The organism is Streptomyces cathayae (assembly GCF_029760955.1).
Classification (GTDB): domain Bacteria; phylum Actinomycetota; class Actinomycetes; order Streptomycetales; family Streptomycetaceae; genus Streptomyces; species Streptomyces cathayae.
Map to the genome: position 1 here is coordinate 6,005,411 of NZ_CP121682.1, position 23,416 is coordinate 6,028,826.

General features: G+C 72.2%; 18 protein-coding genes. 9 read left to right on the forward strand and 9 right to left on the reverse strand.

All coding sequences use genetic code 11. The annotated features are described in order from the left end of the window. Position 1: 1 nt before the first annotated feature. From PYS65_RS27385 to PYS65_RS27400, 4 genes are all read right to left on the reverse strand, one after another. A complete protein-coding gene (locus tag PYS65_RS27385; RefSeq protein WP_279336606.1) occupies positions 2-934 on the reverse strand; it encodes a branched-chain amino acid ABC transporter permease in 933 nt (310 codons plus the stop codon). 100 nt (positions 935-1,034) lie between these two features. Then, positions 1,035-2,267 carry a branched-chain amino acid ABC transporter substrate-binding protein gene (locus PYS65_RS27390; protein WP_279336607.1) on the reverse strand — a complete coding sequence of 411 codons (1,233 nt, stop codon included), beginning with the start codon at positions 2,265-2,267 and terminating at the stop codon, positions 1,035-1,037. 1,171 nt (positions 2,268-3,438) lie between these two features. After that, on the reverse strand, positions 3,439-3,930 hold the full coding sequence (locus PYS65_RS27395; RefSeq protein ID WP_279336608.1) for a PaaI family thioesterase: 492 nt from the start codon (positions 3,928-3,930) through the stop codon (positions 3,439-3,441). Positions 3,931-4,016: 86 nt separating this feature from the next. Continuing rightward, on the reverse strand, positions 4,017-6,332 hold the full coding sequence (locus PYS65_RS27400) for an FdhF/YdeP family oxidoreductase (protein WP_279336609.1): 2,316 nt from the start codon (positions 6,330-6,332) through the stop codon (positions 4,017-4,019). A gap of 185 nt (positions 6,333-6,517) precedes the next feature. Here PYS65_RS27400 and polA point away from each other — a divergent pair, with 185 nt between their 5' ends. Both polA and PYS65_RS27410 read left to right on the forward strand, forming a co-directional pair. Next, positions 6,518-9,244 (forward strand): DNA polymerase I, encoded by a 2,727-nt coding sequence (polA, locus tag PYS65_RS27405; RefSeq protein WP_279336610.1) that lies wholly within the window; start codon positions 6,518-6,520, stop codon positions 9,242-9,244. 163 nt (positions 9,245-9,407) lie between these two features. Next, complete coding sequence (locus PYS65_RS27410) at positions 9,408-9,803, forward strand: hypothetical protein (protein ID WP_279336611.1); 396 nt, start codon at positions 9,408-9,410, stop codon at positions 9,801-9,803. Here PYS65_RS27410 and PYS65_RS27415 read toward each other — a convergent pair. Then, positions 9,745-10,605: a DUF4184 family protein gene (locus tag PYS65_RS27415; RefSeq protein ID WP_279336612.1), complete on the reverse strand. Its 861-nt coding sequence runs from the start codon at positions 10,603-10,605 to the stop codon at positions 9,745-9,747. The two genes, PYS65_RS27410 and PYS65_RS27415, sit on opposite strands and share 59 nt — an antisense overlap. A 275-nt stretch (positions 10,606-10,880) precedes the next feature. On the opposite strand from PYS65_RS27415, the gene PYS65_RS27420 reads away from it, so the two are divergent. Then, positions 10,881-12,695 (forward strand): lytic transglycosylase domain-containing protein, encoded by a 1,815-nt coding sequence (locus PYS65_RS27420; protein WP_279336613.1) that lies wholly within the window; start codon positions 10,881-10,883, stop codon positions 12,693-12,695. 8 nt (positions 12,696-12,703) lie between these two features. On the opposite strand, the gene hrpB is transcribed toward PYS65_RS27420, so the two are convergent. Then, positions 12,704-15,283, reverse strand: coding sequence for an ATP-dependent helicase HrpB (hrpB, locus tag PYS65_RS27425; protein ID WP_279336614.1), 2,580 nt, complete (start codon positions 15,281-15,283; stop codon positions 12,704-12,706). A 4-nt stretch (positions 15,284-15,287) separates the two neighbouring features. Beyond that, positions 15,288-16,109, reverse strand: coding sequence for a class I SAM-dependent methyltransferase (locus PYS65_RS27430; RefSeq protein ID WP_279336615.1), 822 nt, complete (start codon positions 16,107-16,109; stop codon positions 15,288-15,290). A 407-nt stretch (positions 16,110-16,516) separates the two neighbouring features. Here PYS65_RS27430 and rpsA point away from each other — a divergent pair, with 407 nt between their 5' ends. The 4 genes from rpsA (at position 16,517) to PYS65_RS27450 (ending at position 20,295) form a co-directional block, all read left to right on the forward strand. Beyond that, on the forward strand, positions 16,517-18,019 hold the full coding sequence (gene rpsA / locus PYS65_RS27435; RefSeq protein WP_279336616.1) for a 30S ribosomal protein S1: 1,503 nt from the start codon (positions 16,517-16,519) through the stop codon (positions 18,017-18,019). 236 nt (positions 18,020-18,255) lie between these two features. Continuing rightward, complete coding sequence (locus tag PYS65_RS27440; RefSeq protein WP_279336617.1) at positions 18,256-19,194, forward strand: PAC2 family protein; 939 nt, start codon at positions 18,256-18,258, stop codon at positions 19,192-19,194. A gap of 49 nt (positions 19,195-19,243) precedes the next feature. Next, the gene (coaE, locus tag PYS65_RS27445) at positions 19,244-19,864 is read left to right on the forward strand and encodes a dephospho-CoA kinase (RefSeq protein WP_279336618.1); all 621 of its coding nucleotides are present in this window, start codon (positions 19,244-19,246) and stop codon (positions 19,862-19,864) included. Between the two features lie 50 nt (positions 19,865-19,914). Further along, entirely contained in the window at positions 19,915-20,295 is a 381-nt protein-coding gene (locus tag PYS65_RS27450; RefSeq protein ID WP_279336619.1) for a tetratricopeptide repeat protein, read from the forward strand. A gap of 33 nt (positions 20,296-20,328) precedes the next feature. Here the strand turns inward: PYS65_RS27450 and PYS65_RS27455 are convergent, their stop codons facing one another. Continuing rightward, on the reverse strand, positions 20,329-20,592 hold the full coding sequence (locus tag PYS65_RS27455; protein ID WP_279336620.1) for a DUF6343 family protein: 264 nt from the start codon (positions 20,590-20,592) through the stop codon (positions 20,329-20,331). A 231-nt stretch (positions 20,593-20,823) separates the two neighbouring features. Then, on the reverse strand, positions 20,824-21,291 hold the full coding sequence (locus tag PYS65_RS27460; protein ID WP_279336621.1) for an RNA-binding S4 domain-containing protein: 468 nt from the start codon (positions 21,289-21,291) through the stop codon (positions 20,824-20,826). A 122-nt stretch (positions 21,292-21,413) separates the two neighbouring features. Between PYS65_RS27460 and PYS65_RS27465 the strand changes: the two genes are divergently transcribed. Both PYS65_RS27465 and PYS65_RS27470 read left to right on the forward strand, forming a co-directional pair. Continuing rightward, the gene (locus PYS65_RS27465; protein WP_279336622.1) at positions 21,414-22,067 is read left to right on the forward strand and encodes a winged helix-turn-helix domain-containing protein; all 654 of its coding nucleotides are present in this window, start codon (positions 21,414-21,416) and stop codon (positions 22,065-22,067) included. Next, entirely contained in the window at positions 22,064-23,389 is a 1,326-nt protein-coding gene (locus PYS65_RS27470; protein WP_279336623.1) for an MFS transporter, read from the forward strand. Before PYS65_RS27465 ends, PYS65_RS27470 begins: the two co-directional genes overlap by 4 nt. Positions 23,390-23,416 lie beyond the last annotated feature (27 nt).

Below are 23,416 nucleotides of genomic sequence, written 5' to 3' on the forward strand. Positions count from 1 at the left end.
GTCACGCCCTGTCCGCGACGCGCTCGCCGAGCAGGCCCTGTGGCCGGAACAGCAGCACGAGGATGAGGAGTACGAACGCCCAGACGTCGGCCCAGGACTGGCTGCCGAACTGGTGCATGCCGGGGATGTCGGAGATGTAGGCGGTGGCGAGGGTTTCGGCGACGCCGAGGACGAGGCCGCCGATCATGGCGCCGTAGATGTTGCCGATGCCGCCGAGGACTGCCGCGGTGAAGGCCTTGAGGCCGAGGATGAAGCCCATGCGGAATTCGATCTGGCCGTACTTGAGGCCGTAGGCGACACCGCCGACGGCGGCGAAGGTGGCGCCGAGGGCGAAGGCGACCACGATGATGCGGTCGGTGTTGACGCCCATGAGCTTGGCGGTGTCGGGGTCCTGGGCGGTGGCCTGCATGCCGCGTCCCGTACGGGTCTTCATGACGAAGTAGCCGAGGATGGCCATGCTGATCGGGGCGGCGCAGAAGACGAAGATGTCACCGGTCTGGATGGTGACGCTGCCGATCTCGAAGGGGCCTCCGTCGATCTGCGGGAAGGTGCGGGCGGACTTGGCTTCCGGGTACCAGGCCCACACCGCCTGCTGCAGGGCGAGGGAGAGACCGATGGCGGTGATCAGGGGCGCCAGGCGTGGGCCGCCGCGCAGGGGGCGGTAGGCGAACCGTTCCGCCCCCATGGCGACGAGGACGGCGACGATGATGGCGCCGAGGAGCATGAGCGGCAGCGCGATCCACATGGACGTGCCGTTCGGAAGTACCCACAGGTAGACCGAGAGTGCGCCGAAGGCGCCGGTCATGAAGATCTCGCCGTGGGCGAAGTTGATGAGCTGGACGATGCCGTAGACCATTGTGTAGCCGATGGCGACCAGCCCGTACATGGATCCCAGTAGCAGGCCGTTGACCAGCTGCTGCGGCAGTTCGTTCACCGCATGTCCTCCGAGACTTTCGGATGTTCGACGGATGCGAGCACGCGCGGGGCGCCAGTGGAACAGCGCCCCGCGCGGCTGGTTGAGTGGTAGGGCTCGGTCAGCCCGTGAAGGTACCGGACTTGACGGGCACGAAGGCTCCGTCCTCGACCTTGTAGACGGTGAGCTGCTTGTTGGTGGCGTCACCGAACTCGTCGAAGGAGACCTGGCCGGTCACTCCGTCGAAGGAGACGTTCTGCATGGCCTCGGTGACCTTGGCGCGGGCGTCGGAGGGCAGCTTGCCGCCGTTGTCCTCGACGACCTTCTTGACGGCCTCGATGATGGCCCAGGCGGAGTCGTAGGAGTAGCCGCCGTAGGCCGAGTACTCGTCCTTGTAGCCGGCGTCCTTGTAGTCGGCCACGAACTTCTTGGCGGAGTCGAGTTCCTCGACCGGGGCGCCGACGGAGGTGGCGAGGTCGCCGGTGCTGTCGGGGCCGGCCAGTTTGACGAAGTCGGCGTCGTTGATGCCGTCGCCGCCGACGAGCGGGATCTTGGCGCCGGCGGCCTTGATCTGCTTGCTGAGCGGGCCGGCCTGCGGGTACTCGCCGCCGTAGTAGACGACGTCCGCGCCGGACTTCTTCACCTTGGTGGCGACCGCGGAGAAGTCCTTGGTGTCGGGGTTGATGTGCTCGGTGCCGACGACCTTGCCGCCGAGCTTCTTGAACTCCTCGGTGAAGGTGCCGGCGAGGCCCGCGCCGTAGGTCTTCTTGTCGTCGATGACGAAGACCTTCTTCTTCTTGGCGTCGTTGTAGACGTACTGCGCGGCGAACGGGCCCTGGACGGCGTCCGTGGTCGAGGTGCGGAAGTAGGCCTTGTACTGGCGCACCTTCTTGGTCTGCCAGTCGGGGCCCTGGCTGAGGGAGGGGCCGGTGTTGGCGGGGGAGACCTGGACGAGCTTCGCGTCGTCGAAGACCTTCTGCATGGACTCGGAGACGGAGGTGTTGAGGGGGCCGACGGCGCCGAGGACGGTCTTGTCGGCGACGAGTTTGACGGCGTTCTGCTGGCCCGAGGAGGGCTGTGCCTGGTCGTCGAGGGCCACGATCTTGAAGGTGACGCCCTTGACGAAGTTCTGCTTGTTGGCAGTCTTGGCGGCCAGGTCGGCGGAGTTCTTGATGCCGAGCCCCAGTGCGGACAGGTCGCCGGTCAGCGGGGCGTCGACGCCGATGGTGACGGTGGTGGTGCCGCCGTTGCCGGAGTCCGGTCCCTCGTCTCCGCCTCGTGAGCCGCAGGCGGTGAGGGTGAGCGCTCCCGCTGACAGCGCGGCGGTGATGGCGATGAGCGAACGTTGACGCACGATCCAGTCCTTTCCCCTGACGGGCGTTTCCCGGTGGAAACGGCCGAGTCGAGCGCTGGGCCGAAGTGACAATCAGGCGGCGCGGTGACTGGCCGTGACTCTAAGCGGGTGTGGGGAATGCGGAGGAGGGTCTGGCCAAGGCTGTGACTCTCTTGTTATGACACGACGTATTGCAGAGCGGTATTCCGTGGGGGGTACGGCGGAATTACATCCGTTTTGCGCTGTCCGGATCATGAGAAACCGCAGGACCGGACGGGAGGAGTTCAGGTGTGTCAGGGGTTTTGGTGATTACCTGAAATCGTTGCTGCAGGCGACCTGTCGGGCTTGGGGGGAGATCCTGTGCGGGGCGGGGGCCGCAGGTGGGGCCGTGGGTCCGTATCGCACGCGTATTACGTAGAGTTACGCCCGGAAGGGCTGTCCGGCGCCCCGGCGATTCTTCGCATTCCGTGGCGTGCGGGGTGATGGTGATCTTGTGTACGGGGCCTGATTTTGTCCGGAAAGGGGCGCCCGGATCGGGGGTCGGGGCGGGTATCGCGGGTGGCTGGAAATGTATGGATGACGGCGACGGAATAGCTGTATTCTGCACGGAGTTTGGCGGTGAGTCCGGAATTCCGTTTACCCCCTCCCGGGCTTGTGGCCTGCGGTTTCAGGGGGGTGATAGCGGTCACTTCGGGCGGGAACGGCGGGGGTGCTCCACGGCGTGCGGTGCGGGCCGGAAGGTGCGGGGGGAGAGGTGGAACGGCCGAGTCACTGGTCCCGTCGCGGGGTTCCGCGGGGCGAGGCCGGTCAATGCCGGTGCACTTCGGCCGGTTTGTTCGCGCGGCGCCGCTCGGCGCGGGACTCGCTCGGCTGACGGCGGGTCAGGTCGCGGGTGGCCGGTCGGCCTTGGGGTTCACCGGCGGGACGCGCGACGGCCACGGCGTCGCAGGATGCCGTCACGGGCCGCAGTCGGCGGCCGGGACGGCCGCCCGGAGCGGCACCGCGGTGGGCAGGGGCCGAAGGCCCGCACGGCGGGCCGGGAGGCGCCTTTCGCTTCATGTCCCGAACGGTGGAGCGCCCGCCCGCCACCGGCTGCCCGCCACCCGTGGCGGGCGGCGGTGCGGGCCGTGGCGGTGCCGGGAAACGGGTGCGGGGGCGGCCGCACGGCCGCCCCCGCACCCTCACGCGCCGGTCAGCCGGTGGCGCCGGCCGCCCGCTCGGCGTCGCCCGGGTTCACGTCCCGCAGCAGACAGGTCAGGCGCGCGGTGCACAGCCGCCTGTCGGCCTCGTCGCTGATGACGATCTCGTACGTCGCCGTGGACCGCCCCCGGTGCACCGGGGTGGCGACGCCGGTGACCAGGCCGGAGCGGGCGCCCCGGTGGTGGGTGCAGTTGAGGTCGACGCCCACGGCGATCCTGGTGGCACCGCCGTGCAGCATCGACCCCACCGAGCCCAGGGTCTCGGCCAGTACGGCGGAGGCGCCGCCGTGCAGCAGCCCGTAGGGCTGGGTGTTGCCCTCCACCGGCATCGTCCCGACGACCCGCTCGGCCGAGGCCTCCAGGATCTGCACGCCCATGCGCGTACCGAGATGGCCCGCGGAGAAGAGTGCCTGCAGATCCACGCCGAGCGCGGTGTACTCGTCGATGACCTCTTGCGGGAACTTCACGTGCTGCTGCTCTCCCATGGGGCCCGGCTCCGTTCGTCGTGATCACTGCGGCATACGGCACTGCGGCACCGCCAGGGCCGCGGCGGTGGCCACTGAGCAAACGCTCAGTCGGCCGCCGATTGTTCCAGACGGACCACGACGGACTTGCTGGCCGGGGTGTTGCTGGTGTCCGCGGTCGCGTCCAGCGGCACCAGGACGTTGGTCTCCGGGTAGTACGCGGCGGCGCAGCCGCGGGCCGTCGGGTAGTGCACCACGCGGAAACCGGGCGCCCGGCGTTCCTCGATGATGTCGCGGTCGTCGCGGTCGTCGCCGTTCCCGCTGCCCTTCCACTCGCTGACCAGGTCGACGTACGAGCCGTCCGCGAGCCCCAGTTCCCGCGCGTCCTGCGGGTTGACGAACACCACGCGGCGGCCGTTCTTGATGCCCCGGTAGCGGTCGTCCAGGCCGTAGATCGTGGTGTTGTACTGGTCGTGCGAGCGCAGTGTCTGCAGCAGCAGCCGCCCCTCGGGCAGTTCGGGGTACTCCACCGGCGCGGCGGTGAAGTTGGCCTTGCCGGTGGCGGTGGGGAAGCGCCGTTCGTCGCGCGGGGCGTGGGGGAGGGCGAACCCTCCGGGGTGCGCCACGCGCGCGTTGAAGTCCTCGAAGCCGGGGATCACGCGCGCGATGCGGTCGCGGATCGTCGCGTAGTCCTTCTCGAACTCCTCCCAGGGGACCTTGCTGTCCGCGCCGAGGACCCGGCGGGCCAGCCGGCACACGATGGCCGGTTCGGACAGCAGCTGCCCGCTCGCCGGTTCGAGGCGGCCGCGGGAGGCGTGCACCATGCCCATGGAGTCCTCGACCGTCACGAACTGCTCGCCACCGTCCTGCAGGTCGCGTTCGGTGCGGCCCAGGGTCGGCAGGATCAGGGCGCGCGCACCGGTGACGGCGTGCGAGCGGTTCAGCTTGGTCGACACGTGCACGGTCAGCCGGGCCCGGCGCATCGCGGCCTCGGTGACCTCCGTGTCGGGGGAGGCGGCGACGAAGTTGCCGCCCATGGCGAAGAACACCTTCGCCTTCCCGTCGCGCAGCGCGCGGATGGCCCGTACGACGTCGTAGCCGTGCTCGCGCGGGGGCGTGAAGCCGAACTCCTTCTCCAGGGCGTCCAGGAACTCCGGTGCGGGCCGTTCGAAGATGCCCATGGTGCGGTCGCCCTGGACGTTGGAGTGGCCGCGCACCGGGCAGACGCCCGCGCCGGGGCGGCCGATGTTGCCGCGCAGCAGCAGGAAGTTGACGATCTCGCGGATCATGGGAACGGAGTGCTTGTGCTGGGTGAGGCCCATCGCCCAGCACACGATGACGCGCTTCGACGCGAGGACCATGCGCAGGCACTGCTCGATGTCGTCGCGGGTGAGGCCGGTCGCGGCGAGTGTCGCGTCCCAGTCGGCGGCGCGGGCGGCCTCGGCGAACTCCTCGTAGCCGTGCGTGTGTTCGCGGACGAAGTCCTCGTCGACGGCGCCGGGCGTGTCGACGATCAGCTTGTTGAGGATGCGGAAGAGGGCCTGGTCGCCGCCGAGGCGGATCTGCAGGAACAGGTCGGTCAGGGCGGTGCCGGTGGCGAGGCCCTTGGGGGTCTGCGGGTTCTTGAAGCGCTCCAGGCCCGCCTCGGGCAGCGGGTTGACGGTGATGATCCGCGCGCCGTTCGCCTTGGCCTTCTCCAGGGCGGACAGCATGCGGGGGTGGTTGGTGCCGGGGTTCTGTCCGGCGACGATGATCAGGTCGGACTTGTAGAGGTCCTCCAGCAGGACGCTGCCCTTGCCGACGCCGATCGTCTCGGACAGGGCGGAGCCGGAGGACTCGTGGCACAGGTTCGAGCAGTCGGGCAGGTTGTTGGTGCCGAGTTCGCGCGCGAAGAGCTGGTAGAGGAAGGCGGCCTCGTTGCTGGTGCGTCCGGAGGTGTAGAAGAGGGCCTCGTCGGGGGAGCCGAGGGCGGTGATCTCCTCGGCGACGATGTCGAAGGCGCGCTCCCAGGTGACGGGCTCGTAGCGGTCGCCGCCCTCGGGGAGGTACACGGGGCGGGTCAGGCGGCCCTGCTGGCCCAGCCAGTAGCCGCTGCGGCCGGCCAGGTCGGCGACGGGGTGCGCGGCGAAGAACTCGGGAGTGACCCGGCGCAGGGTGGCCTCCTCGGCCACGGCCTTCGCGCCGTTCTCGCAGAACTCCGCGGTGTGCCGGTGCTCCGGCTCGGGCCAGGCGCAGCCCGGACAGTCGAAGCCGTCCTTCTGGTTGACGTCGAGCAGGGTCAGCGCCGTCCGCTTCAGGCCCATCTGCCGGTGCGCCATGCGCAGGCTGTGGCCGATCGCCGTGAGGCCCGCGGCCGCGCGTTTCGGCTCGGTGACCTGCGGCGCGTCCTGGACCGGATCACCCTTGGGCGGTTTGGTGGCCATCGCGCACTCCTCTTCGCGTACACGTGTGACGTACGCCTCCGATCCTCGCACGCGGCGGTGACGGCGACGGGGGCCGGGCGGAGGCCGGAGGATTCGGGGCCGGTGCGGGTGGTCCCGGTGCCGGGGGGCGTCCCGGGGTACGGGGGCGGGGCCGAGTGTCAGTGGCGCGTGGCAGGATCGGGGGCGTGGCAGAGACAGCAGCGAAGAAGACCGACCAGACCTCCGGCGAGGCCCGTCCGCGACTGATGCTCATGGACGGGCACTCGCTGGCCTACCGCGCGTTCTTCGCGCTGCCCGTGGAGAACTTCACGACCGCGACGGGCCAGCCGACGAACGCGATCTACGGTTTCGCGTCGATGCTGGCGAACACGCTGCGCGACGAGGCGCCCACCCACTTCGCGGTGGCCTTCGACGTCTCCCGCAAGACCTGGCGGTCGGCGGAGTTCCCCGAGTACAAGGCGAACCGCTCCAAGACACCGGACGAGTTCAAGGGACAGGTCGAGCTGATCGGTGAGCTGCTCGACGCGATGAGCGCCCCGCGCTTCGCCGTCGAGGGCTTCGAGGCGGACGACGTCATCGCCACGCTCGCCACCCGGGCCGAGGCCGAGGGCTTCGACGTGCTGATCGTCACCGGCGACCGGGACTCCTTCCAGCTGGTCTCCGAGCACACCACGGTGCTGTACCCGACCAAGGGTGTCTCCGAGCTGACCCGGTTCACCCCGGAGAAGGTGGTCGAGAAGTACGGGCTGACGCCCGCGCAGTACCCGGACTTCGCGGCGCTGCGCGGCGACCCGTCCGACAACCTGCCCGGCATTCCCGGCGTCGGTGAGAAGACGGCGGCGAAGTGGATCAACCAGTTCGGTTCCTTCGCGGACCTCGTCGAGCGGGTCGACGAGGTCAAGGGCAAGGTCGGGCAGAATCTGCGCGACCACCTGGAGTCGGTCAAGCTCAACCGCCGCCTCACCGAGCTGGAGCGGCAGGTCGAGCTGGGCAGGGACGTCACCGACCTGGAGCGGACCGCCTACGACCGCAAGGCCGTCGCGATGATCCTGGACACCCTGGAGATCAGGAACCCGTCGCTGCGCGAGCGGCTCTTCGCCGTCGACCCCGGTGCGCAGGAGCCCGAGGCGGCCCCGGTCGTCGCGGACGGGGTGGAGCTGGACGGCACCGTCCTGGGCGCGGGCGAGCTGGCCGGCTGGCTCGCCGAGCACGGCACCGCGCCCCTCGGCGTCGCCACGGTCGACACCTGGGCGCTGGGGGCCGGCTCGGTCGCCGAGGTCGCCCTGGCGGCGGCCGCGGGGCCGGCCGCCTGGTTCGACCCGGCCGAGCTGGACGAGGGCGACGAGCGGGCGTTCGCCGCATGGCTCGCCGACGCGGAGCGGTCCAAGGTGTTCCACAACGCCAAGGGCGCGATGCGGGTCTTCGCCGAGCACGGCTGGAGCATCCGGGGCGTCTCCATGGACACCGCGCTCGCCGCCTACCTGGTCAAGCCGGGCCGCCGCTCCTTCGACCTGGACGCGCTGTCCCTGGAGTACCTGCACCGCGAGCTGGAGCCCGCCGCCGCGGCCGACGGCCAGCTGGCCTTCGGCGCGGACGACACCGCCGAGGCCGAGGCGCTGATGGTGCAGGCCCGCGCGGTCCTCGACCTGGGCGAAGCCTTCGAGGACCGTCTGACGGAGGTGGGCGCCGCGGATCTGCTGCGGGACGTGGAGCTGCCGACGTCCGTCCTGCTGGCCCGCATGGAGCGGCACGGCATCGCGGCGGACCGGACCCACTTCGAGGGCATGGAGCAGATGTTCGCGGGCGCCGTGCAGCAGGCCGTGCAGGAAGCGCACGCGGCGGCGGGACACGAGTTCAACCTGGGCTCGCCCAAGCAGCTCCAGGAGGTCCTCTTCGGTGAACTCGGCCTGCCGAAGACGAAGAAGACCAAGACCGGGTACACCACCGACGCCGACGCCCTGGCCTGGCTGGCGGGCCGGACCGACAACGAACTGCCGGTGATCATGCTCCGGCACCGTGAGCAGGCGAAGCTGCGCGTCACCGTCGAGGGGCTGATCAAGACCATCGCCGCGGACGGCCGCATCCACACCACGTTCAACCAGACGGTCGCCGCCACCGGCCGCCTGTCGTCGACCGACCCGAACCTGCAGAACATCCCGGTCCGTACCGACGAGGGCCGCGCGATCCGTCGCGGGTTCGTCGTCGGGGAAGGCTTCGAGTCGCTGATGACGGCGGACTACAGCCAGATCGAACTGCGGGTGATGGCGCACCTCTCCGAGGACGCCGGACTCATCGAGGCGTTCACCTCCGGCGAGGACCTGCACACCACCGCCGCCGCGCAGGTGTTCGCGGTCGAGCAGTCCGCGGTCGACGCGGAGATGCGCCGCAAGATCAAGGCGATGTCGTACGGCCTCGCGTACGGGCTGTCCGCCTTCGGCCTCTCCCAGCAGCTGAACATCGAGGCGGCCGAGGCCCGCGCCCTGATGGACGCGTACTTCGAGCGGTTCGGCGGGGTGCGGGACTACCTGCGCCGCGTGGTCGACGAGGCTCGGGCGACGGGTTACACGGCGACCCTCTTCGGCCGCCGGCGCTACCTGCCCGACCTCAACAGCGACAACCGCCAGCGCCGCGAGGCGGCCGAGCGGATGGCGCTGAACGCGCCGATCCAGGGCACGGCGGCGGACATCGTCAAGATCGCCATGCTGAACGTGGACCGGGCGCTGCGCGAGGCGGACCTCACGTCCCGGATGCTCCTCCAGGTCCACGACGAAATCGTCCTGGAGATCGCCCCCGGCGAGCGCCCGGCCGCGGAAGAGCTGATCCGCCGGGAGATGGCCGCCGCGGTCCGGCTCCGCGTCCCCCTGGGTGTCTCGATCGGCGCGGGCCCGGACTGGGAGTCGGCGGCGCACTAGCCCTGCCGGGCGGAGTCGGCGGGCCGTGCCGGAGGGCGCCCGATGGCGTCCTCCGGCACGACCCCGTCCTCGGCTTCGTCCTCGGCTTCGTCCCCTGAGGGGTCTCACCCGCGTGGACCTCGCGGGCAGGCCGTCGCGGGGGCCGGGCGCCAGGATGCGGGGCATGGGTATACGCATGCTTCACCGCAGAGCGGGGCCCCCGCCGACCGACGCCGACGGACCCACCCTCGAGGCGTTCTCGCCGGTTCCGGTCTTCGCGGCCACCGCAAGTACCGCCCGTACTCCCGCCCCCCTGACGACCGCGTTGCGCCGCGTCGGCCGATGGTGCACCGGCCGCGGGGCCGCCGCACCGTCCGCCCCGTCGCCCGGTGCCGGCGAGCCGCCCCCGTGGCGGCTGTGGGCCGAGCTGACCCGCAGCTATCTGGCGCTCACCCTCACCCTGCTGCCCCGCCCCCGCCCCGTCCGTACCGTCACCGTGTTCGTGGCGGCCGGGGAGCCCCTCAGCGTGCGGCCGTACGGCTCGGCCGCCCCGTACCGGCGTCATCGGGGTCCCCGGTGACCGGGGCCGGACGCAGCGCCCTGACCGCCACGGCGTACAGCGGCAGCGCGGTCACGAGCCCGGCGCCCGCCCCGAAACACACCGTGGGAATCAGCTCCCAGGGCTTCGCGGTCGCACCCCAGTAGTCCCACCACCGCGCGGCCCGATGCACGGCCCCCACCAGCGCACAGCCGCCGAGCAGCGCGGCGGCCCCCCACCGGTCGGCAGCGGACAGCGTCGCCACCCCCGCCGGCGCGGACCGGGGCGCCGCCCGCTTCAGCGCCCGTGCCAGGAACACGACGATCACCACCGCGGCCACCGCCGAACCGCCGTACTGCAGATACCAGTACAGCGGTGAGCCCGCGATCTCCCGTCCCAGGACGGGAAAGACCCGCATCCCCCACCGGTCGAGGTGCGTGAAGGCGTCCCACACCACATGCGTCAGCGCACCGAGCACGGCCGAGACGTACCAGCGCGCCACCAGGGAGGCCCGCACCCGCGCGGGCGGCGTGCCGCAGCGCAGCAGGGCGGACGTCCGCCCCTGCCAGGGCCGCGGCAGCAGCGCCACGAGCGGTTCGCGGATCAGGAGCCACAGACCCACCAGCGCCCAGGCGATGCACACATCCACGGTCAGGACGCCCGGGAACGAGTGGGTGAAGTCCCCGAACTCCATCGCTCCGGACAGGACACTGGCCGCGTAGTAGGTCAGGTCCGGGGCGAGACTGCCCGCCACGAGAACGGCCGGCACCAGGGGGCCCCGGCCGGTCCCGTCGGTTCGTACGGCGGGCAGGACCGCCGCCGCATGGCTCAACGTGAAGGGCAACTCGGCTCCTCGGAGGGCTCGTTGACCGGGCCGGTCGGTCCCGGTGCTCGGCGGACCACAGTATGAGCGACACCGCAGTCCGTACCCGTGCGGGGACGAGTGTGGCCAACCGGCGAATACCGGGCATGAACGGGTGTGCGGGCAAAGGATGTTGCCGTAGGGTCGCGGGAGTCGCCGTGTCAGGTGCAACCGGCGGGCGGGCTGGATCGTCACAACCGGGCGGGCGTGACAGATGACGACGGATGCTCCGGCGTCCGCGGGGAGGGGTTCACTCTATGGCGGCGCATTTCGGCAGGAGGCTGCGCAAGGGAGCGGCAACCACCGCCGTGGCGGCGGCCGCGGTGGCGGCCCTGTCCGCGTCCCAGGCCCCGGGCGCGACGATCGGCGACCCGGGCGGGCGGGCCGCGCCGGACGCCACCTCGGCGCCCGGCGAAAGCACCGACGACCCCGGCGCGACCGGCAACTCGCCCTACTACACGGACCTTCCGCCGCTCAACAGCCCCAACCCCGCCCCGTCCGCGAGCACCGACCCGCTCACGCCGGGCGCTTCCGAGGCGGGCATACCCGCGACCGTCCTCGACGCCTACAAGAAGGCCGAGGCGGCGCTGCGCGAGTCCAAGCCCGGCTGCAACCTGCCCTGGCAACTGCTCGCCGCCATCGGCAAGGTGGAGTCCGGCCAGGCCCGCGGCGGGCGCGTCGACGCCGACGGCACCACCCTCTCCCCGATCATCGGCCCGCAGCTCGACGGCAACGGCTTCGCGCTCATCCGGGACACCGACAACGGCGAGTACGACGGCAACAGTGCCTACGACAACGCCGTCGGCCCCATGCAGTTCATCCCGTCCACCTGGAAATGGGCGGGCCGCGACGGCAACGGCGACGGCCGCAAGGACCCCAACAACATCTACGACGCCGCCCTGGCGGCCGGTCACTACCTGTGCCGCTTCGGCTGGGACCTGTCCGACCGGGCGGACCTCGACAAGGCGATCCTCAGCTACAACCCTTCGAGGGACTACCTGAACACCGTCCTGTCGTGGCTGGAGTACTACCGCAAGGGCACGCACGAGATCCCGGACGGCACCGGCACCCTGCCCGGCGACCGCAGCGACGACCGCACCACGAGTCCCTCCCCGTCATCGCCGTCATCCCCGTCATCGCCCTCTTCGCCGTCGGCGCCGTCTACGGCGCCGGGCACCACCCCGGCGGCCCCGGGCACGTCACCGAAGCCCAGCCCCAGCCCCGACACGCCGGGCGGCGGCAGCAGCAGCCCCGGCCCCAAGCCGCCGGCCTCCTCCCCGGGCACGCCGAGCACACCGCCGGGCACGACACAGCCCCCGACGGCACCGCCGCCCAGCAGGCCCCCCACGCCCACCGACACGGTGGACCACCTGGAGAACGCCGGCACGGGCAGGCTCACCGCGCGGGCGGGCGACGCGTTCACCGAGAGGATCCGCGCCCGCGCGGAGACGGGCGAAGGCAAGGCCGTCGCGAAGGTGCGGATCCGCTTCACCGTCCTCGGCGACACCGACACCACCTTCACCGGCGGCGAGAGCGTGGCCACCGTCGTCACCGACAGTGCCGGCGTCGCCGTGGCGCCCGCGCTCCGGGCGGGCGAGAAGACGGGCGACGTCACCGTCCGCGCCACCGTCGTCGGCCGCATCGTCCCGGGCCTCGACTACCGGGCCACCGTCACCGAGCGCACCGCCGACACCGTCGTGCGCACCGGTGACGAGGCACTGACCTGCACCCCGGGCGGCGAGTTCGCCCACCGGGTCGAGGTACGGGCCACCCACGACGGCGCCCCGGCCGGCAAGGTCGCGGCCACCGCCACGCTGATCACGTCGGCCGACGACCCGGCCGTCAACGACGAGGGCCCCTACTTCAAGGACGACGACGGCAAGGCCGTCCGCACCCTGAACGGCCTGGAGACGGACGAGGACGGTCTCCTGACGCTGCCGCAGCTCTACGCGGACGACACCACCGGCACCTTCCTGCTCCGTGTCACCACCGCGGGCGGCGCGACCCTCACGGTCGAACTGACGGTGGCCGCCGCCGGGACGGCGTCGCCCGGCCCCACCAGCGGCTCATAGGAGCAGGGTCACCGCCTGAGCCGTGCGTTGGTGTGCCGGGTCGGTTCGGCGGCAGCCGGGTCCTCGGGCCACGGATGCCGGGGGTAACGGCCGCGCAGTTCGGCCCGTACGCCCTTGTATCCGTCCTTCCAGAAGGAGGCGAGGTCGGAGGTGACGGCGGCGGGCCGCCCGGCCGGGGAGAGCAGATGCACCAGCAGGGGCACCCCGGCCACCCGCGGCGTCTCCTGGAGCCCGAACATCTCCTGGAGTTTCACCGCGAGCACCGGCTGCCCGGCGTCGGAGTAGTCGATCCGGATCGCGGACCCACTGGGGACGGTGATCCGTTCGGGGGCCAGTTCGTCCAGCCGGGCGGCCTGCCCGGACGCCCACGGCAGCAGCCGGCCGAGGGCCTGGCCGGCGTCGATCCGCGCCAGGTCGGCCCGGCGCCGGGCGCGGCTCAGCTCGGGCTCCAGCCACTCCGCCACGCGCGCGTGGAGCGCGTCGTCGGACACAGCGGGCCAGGGGTCGCCGAGCCGGCCGTGCAGAAAGGCCAGCCGCTGCCGCAGCACGGATGCTCCCGCCGGCCACCGCAGCAGCCCGAACCCCTCCCGCCGCAGCCCGTCCAGCAGTGCGGCCCGCACGAGGGCGGGCTCCGCGTCGGCGCGGGGCCGTACCGCCAGCTCCACCGCCCCCAGCCGCTCGACCCGGCGGGCGACGACATCGCCGTCGGCCCAGTGCACCTCCTCGCGCGTCTCCAGCAGGGGCCCGGCCGCCCACCGCGCGGTCTCCTCGTCGACGACCGCGCCGAGCCGCACGCGCGCGTGCCCCCGCCCCACCGGCCGGTCGGCGGCGGCGACCGCGATCCAGGGAGCCCCCCGCAGCCCGGTGCCCCCGCCGGCCTCGGCCCGCGTCCCGGACACCATCAGATACGAACCGCCCTGCGCGCAGGCGATCCACTCGGGAAAGGCGAGCGCGGCCACCAGCCCGACCCGGGCACCCTCCCCGCCCTCCCGGCTGTCCCCGCCCACCGCGCCCGTCGGCGCGGGTGGCGCGGGAGGCGCGGCGTGGACGGCTTCCGGGGAGACCTCCGAGGAGACCTCCGAGACGAGCGACCGCAGCCGGCGCGCCTCCGTCCGCCACCGCTGCGCATAGGCGTCGTCCCCGCGCCGCACGGCACGCAGGGCATCGGCGAGATCGTCCCCGTAGCCGCGCGGTGCCTCCTCGCCGATCAGCGCGACCACTTCGGCGGCGAGCGCGCGGCCCACGGCCGGTGCCGCGTCCAGCAGCGCCCGCCCCAGCCGGGGATGCAGGCCCAGCCGGGCCAGCCGCGTGCCCCGTTCCGTGGCCCGCCCGTCGGCGCCGACGGCCCCGATCGCCGTCAGGACGGCCCCGGCCGCCGCCATCGCCCCGCGCGGGGGCGGATCGAGCAGCGCGAGCCCGGAGGCGTCCGGATCGCCCCAGCAGGCCGCCTGCAGCGCGAACGCCGTCAGATCGGCCACCTCGATCTCGGGGGCGGGGAACCGGGGCAGCCGCGCGTCCTCGGCCTCCGCCCAGCACCGGTACACCGTGCCCGGTGCCTCACGTCCGGCCCGCCCCGCCCGCTGCCTGCCCGCCGCCTGCGAGGCCCGTACCGTCGTCAGCGCGCTCAGCCCGCGCGCGTGGTCGACGCGGGGCTCACGCGCGAGTCCCGCGTCCACGACCACCCGGACCCCCGGAACCGTCAGCGACGACTCCGCCACCGAGGTCGCCAGCACCACCCGGCGCCGCCGCCCGGGTGCCAGCACCGCGTCCTGCACCGCGGCCGGCGCCCGCCCGTGGACCTGGAGCACCTCGACCTCCCCGAGGCGTCCGGGTTGCCCCAGCTGCGCGGCGACCCGGGCGATCTCGCCCACGCCGGGCAGGAACACCAGGACGTCACCGTCCCGTTCGGCCAGCGCCCGCCGCACCACCGACGCCACATGCGTCAGCAGCGCCGGATCGACCCGCATGCCGTGCGGCGGCCGCACCGGCCGCGCGGGAGGGGCCCACACCACCTCCACCGGATGGGCCGTGCCGTGCGCCTCGACCACGGGCGCGTCGCCCAGCAGCCGCGCCCAGCCCGCCGCGTCGGTCGTCGCCGACGCGGCCACCAGGCGCAGCTCCGGCCGCAGGGTCTCGCGCACGTCCCACAGGAACGCCGCCGCCGTGTCCGCGTCCAGATGCCGCTCGTGGCACTCGTCGAGCACCACCGCGTCCACCCCGGTCAGTTCCTGGTCCCGCTGCAGCCGCTGCAGGAGCACGCCGGTCGTGACGACCTCCACGCGCGTGCGGCGCCCGGCCACCCGCTCCCCGCGCACCGTGAACCCCACGGACCCGCCGGCCTGCTCGCCCAGCAGCCAGGCCATCCGCCGGGCCGCCGCCCGCGCCGCGATCCGCCGGGGCTCGGCGACCACCACCCGCCGCGCGGGACCGCCACCGACCAGCCCGGCCAGCACCAGCGGCACGAGGGTCGTCTTGCCGGTGCCGGGCGGTGCGACGAGAACGGCGGTGCCGTGCGTCTCCAGGGCGTCGGTCAGCGCGGGAAGGGCCTCGCGCACCGGGAGGGCGTCGAGCGCGTCGTGACGGACCACGCACTCAGTCCCGTACGCACACGAAGATCGCCGTGCCCGGGATCAGCCGGCCGCGCAGCGGGGACCAGCCGCCCCACTCGGAGGTGTTCCACTCCGGCCACCGGGGCTCCACCAGGTCCACCAGACGAAAGCCCGAGGCGGTGATGTCGCGGACGCGGTCGCCCAGCGTCCTGTGGTGCTCGACGTACACCGCGCGGCCCTGCTCGTCCTGTTCGACGTAGGGCGTGCGGTCGAAGTAGGAACCGGAGACGCTCAGCCCCTCCGGGCCGGGCTCGTCCGGGAACGCCCAGCGGATCGGATGCGTGACGGAGAAGACGAACCGGCCCCCGGGCCGCAGCACCCGGCGCACCTCGCGCAGCACCAGCCGCGGGTCGGCGACGAAGGGCAGCGCCCCGTACGCCGAGCAGGCCAGGTCGAAGGAGCCGTCCGCGAACGGCAGGGCGCCCGCGTCGGCGCACACCAGCGGGAACGGGCCCCCGATGCGCAGCGCGTGCTGCAACTGCCGGTGCGAGATGTCCAGGGCCACCGGGCGCGCGCCCTGCGCGGCCAGCCAGCGTGAGCACTGGGCCGCGCCGGCGCCGAGCTCCAGGACGTCGCGGTCCTTCAGGTCCTCCGGCGGGCCGAGCAGCTCGGCCTCTACCTCGTCCAGCCCCTCGGGGCACCACACGAAGCGGTCGTCGCCGAGGAACGTGCCGTGCTCGGTCTGGTACTCGTCCGCGTTGCGGTCCCACCAGCCCCGGTTGGCGCGGGAGCTCTCGGTGACGTCGGCGTTCCGTCGGGTCGCCTCGGGTTCGGACGCTTCGGGCTCTTGGATGATCGGCTCCATCGTCGTACTCTTCCGTCAAGTTGCCCCGGCTGTCGCCACAGGGGGCGCGCGAGGGGTCCTGCCTGGCGCGGGTCTTGTGTGGCCTCGAGGCGGCGTCTGACGTGCGGCGCTACCCCCAGAAGGGGGAATTGTGCCGGTTATGCGGCGATCCGCCCCGGGTGGGGGGCTTCGCGCATTGACCCTGCCCGGCTGCCCCCGTATGCTACAAGTTGCGCTGCGAGCCTGCGCACCTCAGACGTAGCAGGCTGCGCTCGCATCTGTTGTATGTCCCCTCGGTTCTCGAGGCGCCACCGGGATGCCCGGTGTTCGGAACGGCGCTTCTTTTGCTGTCCGGCTTCTGCAGAGCGAAACAGGCTCCGGCGTAGCAGTACCTACGACTCACTGTCCGTACCGGAGCCCTTTCCCACATGACGAGCAGCACCGAGACCACCGCCACCACCCCGCAGGTTGCGGTCAACGACATCGGTAACGAGGAAGCCTTCCTCGCCGCGATCGACGAGACGATCAAGTACTTCAACGACGGCGACATCGTCGACGGCGTCATCGTGAAGGTCGACCGGGACGAGGTCCTGCTCGACATCGGTTACAAGACCGAAGGTGTCATCCCGAGCCGCGAACTCTCGATCAAGCACGACGTCGACCCCAACGAGGTCGTCGCCGTCGGTGACGAGATCGAAGCCCTTGTTCTCCAGAAGGAGGACAAGGAAGGCCGCCTGATCCTCTCGAAGAAGCGCGCCCAGTACGAGCGTGCTTGGGGCACCATCGAGAAGATCAAGGAAGAGGACGGCATCGTCACCGGTACCGTCATCGAGGTCGTCAAGGGTGGTCTCATCCTCGACATCGGCCTCCGCGGCTTCCTCCCGGCCTCCCTGGTCGAGATGCGCCGCGTCCGCGACCTCCAGCCCTACGTGGGCAAGGAGCTCGAGGCGAAGATCATCGAGCTGGACAAGAACCGCAACAACGTGGTCCTGTCCCGCCGTGCCTGGCTGGAGCAGACCCAGTCCGAGGTCCGCCAGACGTTCCTCACCACCCTCCAGAAGGGTCAGGTCCGTTCCGGCGTCGTCTCCTCGATCGTCAACTTCGGTGCCTTCGTGGACCTAGGTGGCGTCGACGGCCTGGTGCACGTCTCCGAGCTGTCCTGGAAGCACATCGACCACCCCTCCGAGGTCGTCGAGGTCGGTCAGGAAGTCACCGTCGAGGTGCTCGACGTCGACATGGACCGCGAGCGTGTCTCCCTGTCGCTGAAGGCGACCCAGGAAGACCCGTGGCAGCAGTTCGCCCGCACCCACCAGATCGGCCAGGTCGTGCCCGGCAAGGTCACGAAGCTGGTTCCGTTCGGTGCGTTCGTCCGCGTGGACGAGGGCATCGAGGGTCTGGTCCACATCTCCGAGCTGGCCGAGCGCCACGTGGAGATCCCGGAGCAGGTCGTCCAGGTCAACGACGAGATCTTCGTCAAGGTCATCGACATCGACCTCGAGCGCCGTCGCATCAGCCTCTCGCTGAAGCAGGCCAACGAGGCCTTCGGTGCCGACCCGACGGCGGTCGAGTTCGACCCGACCCTGTACGGCATGGCCGCGTCCTACGACGACCAGGGCAACTACATCTACCCCGAGGGCTTCGACCCCGAGACCAACGACTGGCTCGAGGGCTACGAGACCCAGCGCGAGGCGTGGGAGACCCAGTACGCCGAGGCGCAGTCCCGCTTCGAGCAGCACCAGGCGCAGGTCATCAAGTCCCGCGAGGCGGACGAGAAGGCCGCTGCCGAGGGTGTCGACACCGCGGGTGCGGCTCCGGCCGCGTCCGGTGGTGGCGGCTCGTACTCCTCCGAGGGCCCGGACAACTCCGGTGCGCTGGCCTCGGACGAGGCGCTGGCCGCGCTGCGCGAGAAGCTGGCCGGCGGCCAGAGCTGACCTCCGGTCGCTGAGTTCTAGCCGGTAACTGAGGGGCCGCACCTTTCGAGGTGCGGCCCCTCAGTGCTGCGCTGCGGGGGCGGGCGCCGTCCGCGGGCCGAGGGGGGATCGTCGCGTCCGCGCGGCGGAGCCGCGTGCCGACACGGCCCCGCGCGCCTCGGGGAGTTGTCCTCATCCGGGAATGCCGGTGCCGCGCGTCACGTTGTCCACTAGGAACACGAGGAGGAGCGGTCACGGTGCTTGATCCGCAGGGTTTGTACGCATGGGAGCCGAAGGGGCTGGCCGTCGTCGACATGGCGCTCGCCCAGGAATCGGCCGGACTTGTCATGCTCTACCACTTCGACGGGTACATCGACGCGGGCGAGACCGGCGACCAGATCGCCGAGCGGCTGCTCGACTCGCTGCCCCACCAGGCGGTCGCCCGGTTCGACCACGACCGGCTCATCGACTACCGGGCCCGGCGCCCGCTGCTGACCTTCACCCGCGACCGCTGGACCGACTACGAGGTGCCCGCCCTCGAGGTGCGGCTGGTCCAGGACGCCACCGAGGCGCCGTTCCTGCTGCTGTCCGGGCCCGAACCGGACGTCGAGTGGGAGAGGTTCGCCGCCGCGGTGCAGCAGATCGTGGAGCGGCTCGGCGTCCGCCTCTCGGTGAACTTCCACGGCATCCCGATGGGTGTCCCGCACACGCGGCCGGTGGGTATCACCCCGCACGGCAACCGCACCGACCTCGTCCCCGGCCACACCGGCCCCTTCGAGGAGGCGCAGGTGCCCGGCAGTGCCGAGGGCCTCGTCGAGTACCGGCTCATGCAGGCCGGACACGACGTGCTGGGCGTCGCCGCGCACGTGCCGCACTACATCGCCCGCTCCTCCTACCCGGACGCGGCGCTGACCGCCCTGGAGGCCATCACGGCCGCGACCGGCCTGGTCCTGCCGGGTGTGGCGCACTCCCTGCGCACCGACGCCCACCGTACGCAGACCGAGATCGACCGCCAGGTCCGGGAGGGCGACGAGGAGCTCACGGCCCTCATCCAGGGCCTTGAGCACCAGTACGACGCCGCCGCGGGCGCCGAGACCAGGGGCAACATGCTCGCCGAGCCGGTGGAGATCCCGTCGGCGGACGAGATCGGGCTCGAGTTCGAGCGGTTCCTCGCGGAGCGCGAGGGCGACAACTGAGACAGGGCCGCCACCGTCGCCGTCGGTGGCAGGCCCTAAGCTTCGGGTCATGCTGACGGTGGGCCTGACCGGCGGGATCGGAGCCGGCAAGAGCGAGGTGTCGCGGCTGCTCGTCGAGTGCGGGGCCGTACTGATCGACGCGGACCGCATCGCGCGCGAGGTCGTCGCGCCGGGGACACCCGGACTCGCGGCGGTCGTGGAGTCCTTCGGCGAGGGCGTACTCGCCGAGGACGGCAGCCTGGACCGGCCGGGACTGGGATCGATCGTCTTCGCCGACCCGGAGAAGCTCGCCGTCCTCAACTCGATCGTCCACCCCCTGGTGGGTGCCCGTTCCCGCGAGCTGGAGGAGGCCGCCGCCGAGGACGCCGTCGTCGTCCACGACGTGCCCCTGCTCACGGAGAACGGCCTCGCCTCCCGCTACGACCTCGTGATCGTGGTCGACGCGAGCGCCGAGACCCAGCTCGACCGTCTCACGGGCCGCCGCGGCATGAGCGAGCAGGACGCACGCGCGCGGATGGCGGCCCAGGCGACGCGCGAGCAGCGCCGGGAGATCGCGGACCTCGTCATCGACAACGACGTCCCCCTGGAGGAGCTGGCGCGGCGGGTGAAGGACGTGTGGGCCGAACTCGTCCGCAGGGAGCGGGCGGCCCGCCGGCCCGCGCGGGAATAGGTGCCCCCGCCCGGGGCGTTGAACCGGTTCGACGAGGGAAGGATGCGGCTGTGCCCGAGCTCAGTGGTTCGACCGGACGTACGCCGGAGACCCATGTCATCGACTTCCGTGCCGCCGAGCAGCTGCTCGCCTCGCGGGACCCGCGGGGCGCGGTGAAGCTGCTCGACGGGGTCATCGACGCGTACCCGGAGAACACCGCGGCGCGGTTGCTGCGCGCGCGTGCCTTCTTCGCGGCGGCCCAGCTGAGGCCGGCCGAACTCGAGTTCTCCATCGTCCTGGAGCGCGAGCCGGACAACGCCTTCGCGCACTTCGCGCTCGCCCGCACCTACCAGCGGCAGAGCCGCCCCGCTCCGGCCAGGCGCCACTTCCGGCTGGCCGCCGCGCTGGACCCGAACCCGGAGTACCTGAAGGCCGCGAGCTTCGACACCTGAGCGGGGCCGCCCGCACCGCCCCCGTTCACACGGTCACCACGGGCCCCTGGGCGGCTCGTACGGGGGGACGTCACGGCCCGGCTGGTAGTGCGGCCCCTGACGGAGGCGCCGGACGACCACGACCAGATCGATCGTGACGATCAGCCACAGCACCCCGCACAGGAGTGCCCAGCCCGGGTGGCCGGAGAGCATGAACGCCACCGTCCCGGCGATCGTCCACACCTCGCCCCACACGCTCAGCCAGAGCCGCGCGCGCAGCGCACTGCGTGCAGTCACCGGCTCACTGCCTGTACGCATCTCGTCACCACCACTCCCGACTTCACCGTACGCCAGGACGGCGAGGCACGGCCTCTCCACTCGTTCGAGTGAACCGGGGGAGGATTCGAGTGAACCGGGGGAGGAGGGGAACGGGCTTGCGGATCCGGTCCGTTGGACGGACATGGAGCCGAAAACGTGTGACGGACGTGAGGGGTGCGAGGGGACGGGCCCCGGGGCGATCACCCCGGACGGCTGCGCGGGCGGTCCCGCTCAGGGGCGCGGCGCCGTGCCGCCGGGGGCGCCGGGACCTCCCAGGCCTCGCAGGCGTTCCAGTTCGCGGCGATCGCGCTTGGTCGGGCGGCCCGCGCCGCGGTCCCGGACACCGGCGGGGGCGACGGCGTCGCGGGGCGGAGGCGGCGGGGAGTTGTCGATGTAGCACTGGACGGCCACCGGGGCGCCCACCCGCTTGCGGATCAGCCGCTTGACGACGACGACCCGCTCCCGGCCCTCGTGCCGCAGCCGCACCTCGTCACCGACGCGCAGGGAGTGCGCGGGCTTCACCCGCTCGCCGTTCACCCGCACATGGCCGCCCCGGCAGGCGGTGGAGGCGAGGGAGCGCGTCTTGAGCAGGCGCACGGACCAGATCCAGCTGTCGGTGCGGACGGTCTCGCCGGCCTGCGGTCCGGCAGCCTCGGCAGCGGCCACAGCGGCGGCGGTCTTCGGGTCCTCGGAAGCCATGCTCCCGACCTTAGCCGTCCGGGACGGCCGGGCGGGAAGTGATTTCGCCGGAGCCCGAGATTCCAAAGAAAGTTTTGCAAAAACTCTTTTTGAATGTTGAGGAATCGGCCTACGCTCGCCGCATGGTCAACGACGGGCAGAGGCGAGTACTGGACCCCGAGCGGGACACCGCCGCGCTGAAGGCGCTCACGCACCCGTTGCGGATCCGGCTGCTCGGGCTGCTGCGGCAGGACGGGCCAGCCACCGCCAGCGAACTGGCCGAGCGGACGGGGGAGTCGTCGGCGTCAGCCAGCTACCACCTGAGGGTGCTGGCGAAGTACGAGTTCATCGCCGAGGCCGAACACCGCGACGGACGGGAACGGCGCTGGCGGGCCGTGCACACTCTCACCTCCTGGAGTAACGAGGCGATGGAGTCCTCGGCGGCGGGCCGCGCCTACGTCGGCATGGCGCGGCGGCGGCAGATCGAGCACCTGGAGGTGTCCCTCGTCCGGCACGAGGCCGACCTCGCCGCCGGGCGACTGGGGCAGGAGTGGGTCGAGCCGTCCGGGATCGGCGACCTGATGCCCCGGCTCACCCCCGAGTCGCTCGCCGAACTGTGGGACGTCGTCGACGGCAAGCTGGCCGAACTCACCGCACGCGACGCCGACGACCCCCGCGCCGCACGGGTCGTGCTCGTCACCGCCGGGCTGCCCCTCGCACCCCTTGCCGATGCGCCCGCCGATCCGACTGTCTCAGCGTCCGCCGATGCGCCCGCCGACCCCGAGGGAACGTCGTGAGTGCCGAGTCGCCGGAGATCCGGACGGCCCGGCGCCGCTACGTCACCGTCTGCGCGCTGTTCTGGCTGCCCCCGGGCCTGACGATGGCCCCGCTGGTGCTGCTGTTCACCGAGCGGGGCATGGCCCTCGCCGCGATCGCGGGGTTCTACGCCGCTCACTCCCTCACCGTGGCCGCGTTGGAACTGCCCACCGGGGGACTCTCCGACGTCCTCGGGCGGCGCCCCGTCCTGGCCGTGGCGGGCGGGCTCAACGCGATCGCGCTGCTGATCCATGCCCTCGGCACCACCGTCTGGGCCCTCACCCTCGGCATGGCCCTGATGGGTACCGCCCGCGCACTGGCCAGCGGTCCGGCGGAAGCCTGGTACGTGGACATCGTCCAAGCGTCCGCCGGCCCCGACGCCGACCTGCGCACCGGCCTTGCGCGCGGCAGTTCCGCGACCTCCGCAGCGCTCGCCGCCGGCCTTCTGCTCGGCGGGGCCCTACCCTGGCTGCTGGGCCGGGGCCCCGACCTCGGCGCACGCCTGGCCGAGGCGACGTCCCGGGCGGTACTGCCCCTGTCCGTCCCCGTACTACTGGGTGCGGCGGTCGAGATCGTCTTCGCCTGCTACGTCCTGACCGCCCTGCGCGAGCCACCCCGGCCGCCAGCCACTGCGCGCTCGGTGCTGCGTGGCATCCCGGGCGCCGCCCTGGACGGAGTGCGCCTGGGCGGCAGGGATGCCCTGGTCCGCCGGATCCTGCTCAGCGCCGCCGCGGCGGGCAGCGCCCTGGCCGCGATCGAACTGCTCATGCCGGGGCGGGCCGTGACGCTGACCGGCGCCTCCGAGTCCGGAGCCATGCTGTTCGCCGTGCTCGCCTTCGGGGGGTTCGTCTGCGCGGGTGTCGGCAGCCACCTCGCACCCTTCACTGCCCGGGTCACCGGCAGCGGAGCGCGGGCGGTGCTGGCCGGCCTCGGCACGAGTGCGACGGGGCTAGCGCTGCTCGGTGTGACCGCCACCTTCTCCCATCCCCTCGCCACCGGCTTCGTCGTGGTCGGCTTCGGACTGGTCTACCTCGGGTTCGGCGTGGCGGGCCCGAACGAGAACGACCTGCTGCACCAGCGCGTCTCCAGTACCGGCCGGGCCACCGCGCTGTCCGTCCAGTCCCTCGCCCAGCAGTCGGTCGGCGCGCTCACCGGCGTGGCCGTGGGAGCCATGAGCCCCGGGCCGCTGCCCTGGCTGCTGACGGCGGCCATGCTGCTCGCGGGAACTCTCCTGTGGCTGCGCGAGCCCGACCGGCCCGCCGTGACGACGGCGGCGCGCAGCGCCACCCAGTCGGTGCCGTGAGCCCGCGGGCGGCGGTCCGTCCTACCG

Excerpts from the sequence above, each read along its gene's own strand:
- PYS65_RS27395 (WP_279336608.1), bottom strand. The coding sequence starts at position 3,930 with ATGGGAGAGCAGCAGCACGTGAAGTTCCCGCAAGAGGTCATCGACGAG.
- PYS65_RS27400 (WP_279336609.1), bottom strand. The coding sequence starts at position 6,332 with ATGGCCACCAAACCGCCCAAGGGTGATCCGGTCCAGGACGCGCCGCAG.
- PYS65_RS27410 (WP_279336611.1), top strand. The coding sequence starts at position 9,408 with ATGGGTATACGCATGCTTCACCGCAGAGCGGGGCCCCCGCCGACCGAC.
- PYS65_RS27420 (WP_279336613.1), top strand. The coding sequence starts at position 10,881 with ATGGCGGCGCATTTCGGCAGGAGGCTGCGCAAGGGAGCGGCAACCACC.
- PYS65_RS27430 (WP_279336615.1), bottom strand. The coding sequence starts at position 16,109 with ATGGAGCCGATCATCCAAGAGCCCGAAGCGTCCGAACCCGAGGCGACC.
- rpsA (WP_279336616.1), top strand. The coding sequence starts at position 16,517 with ATGACGAGCAGCACCGAGACCACCGCCACCACCCCGCAGGTTGCGGTC.
- coaE (WP_279336618.1), top strand. The coding sequence starts at position 19,244 with ATGCTGACGGTGGGCCTGACCGGCGGGATCGGAGCCGGCAAGAGCGAG.
- PYS65_RS27455 (WP_279336620.1), bottom strand. The coding sequence starts at position 20,592 with ATGCGTACAGGCAGTGAGCCGGTGACTGCACGCAGTGCGCTGCGCGCG.
- PYS65_RS27460 (WP_279336621.1), bottom strand. The coding sequence starts at position 21,291 with ATGGCTTCCGAGGACCCGAAGACCGCCGCCGCTGTGGCCGCTGCCGAG.
- PYS65_RS27465 (WP_279336622.1), top strand. The coding sequence starts at position 21,414 with ATGGTCAACGACGGGCAGAGGCGAGTACTGGACCCCGAGCGGGACACC.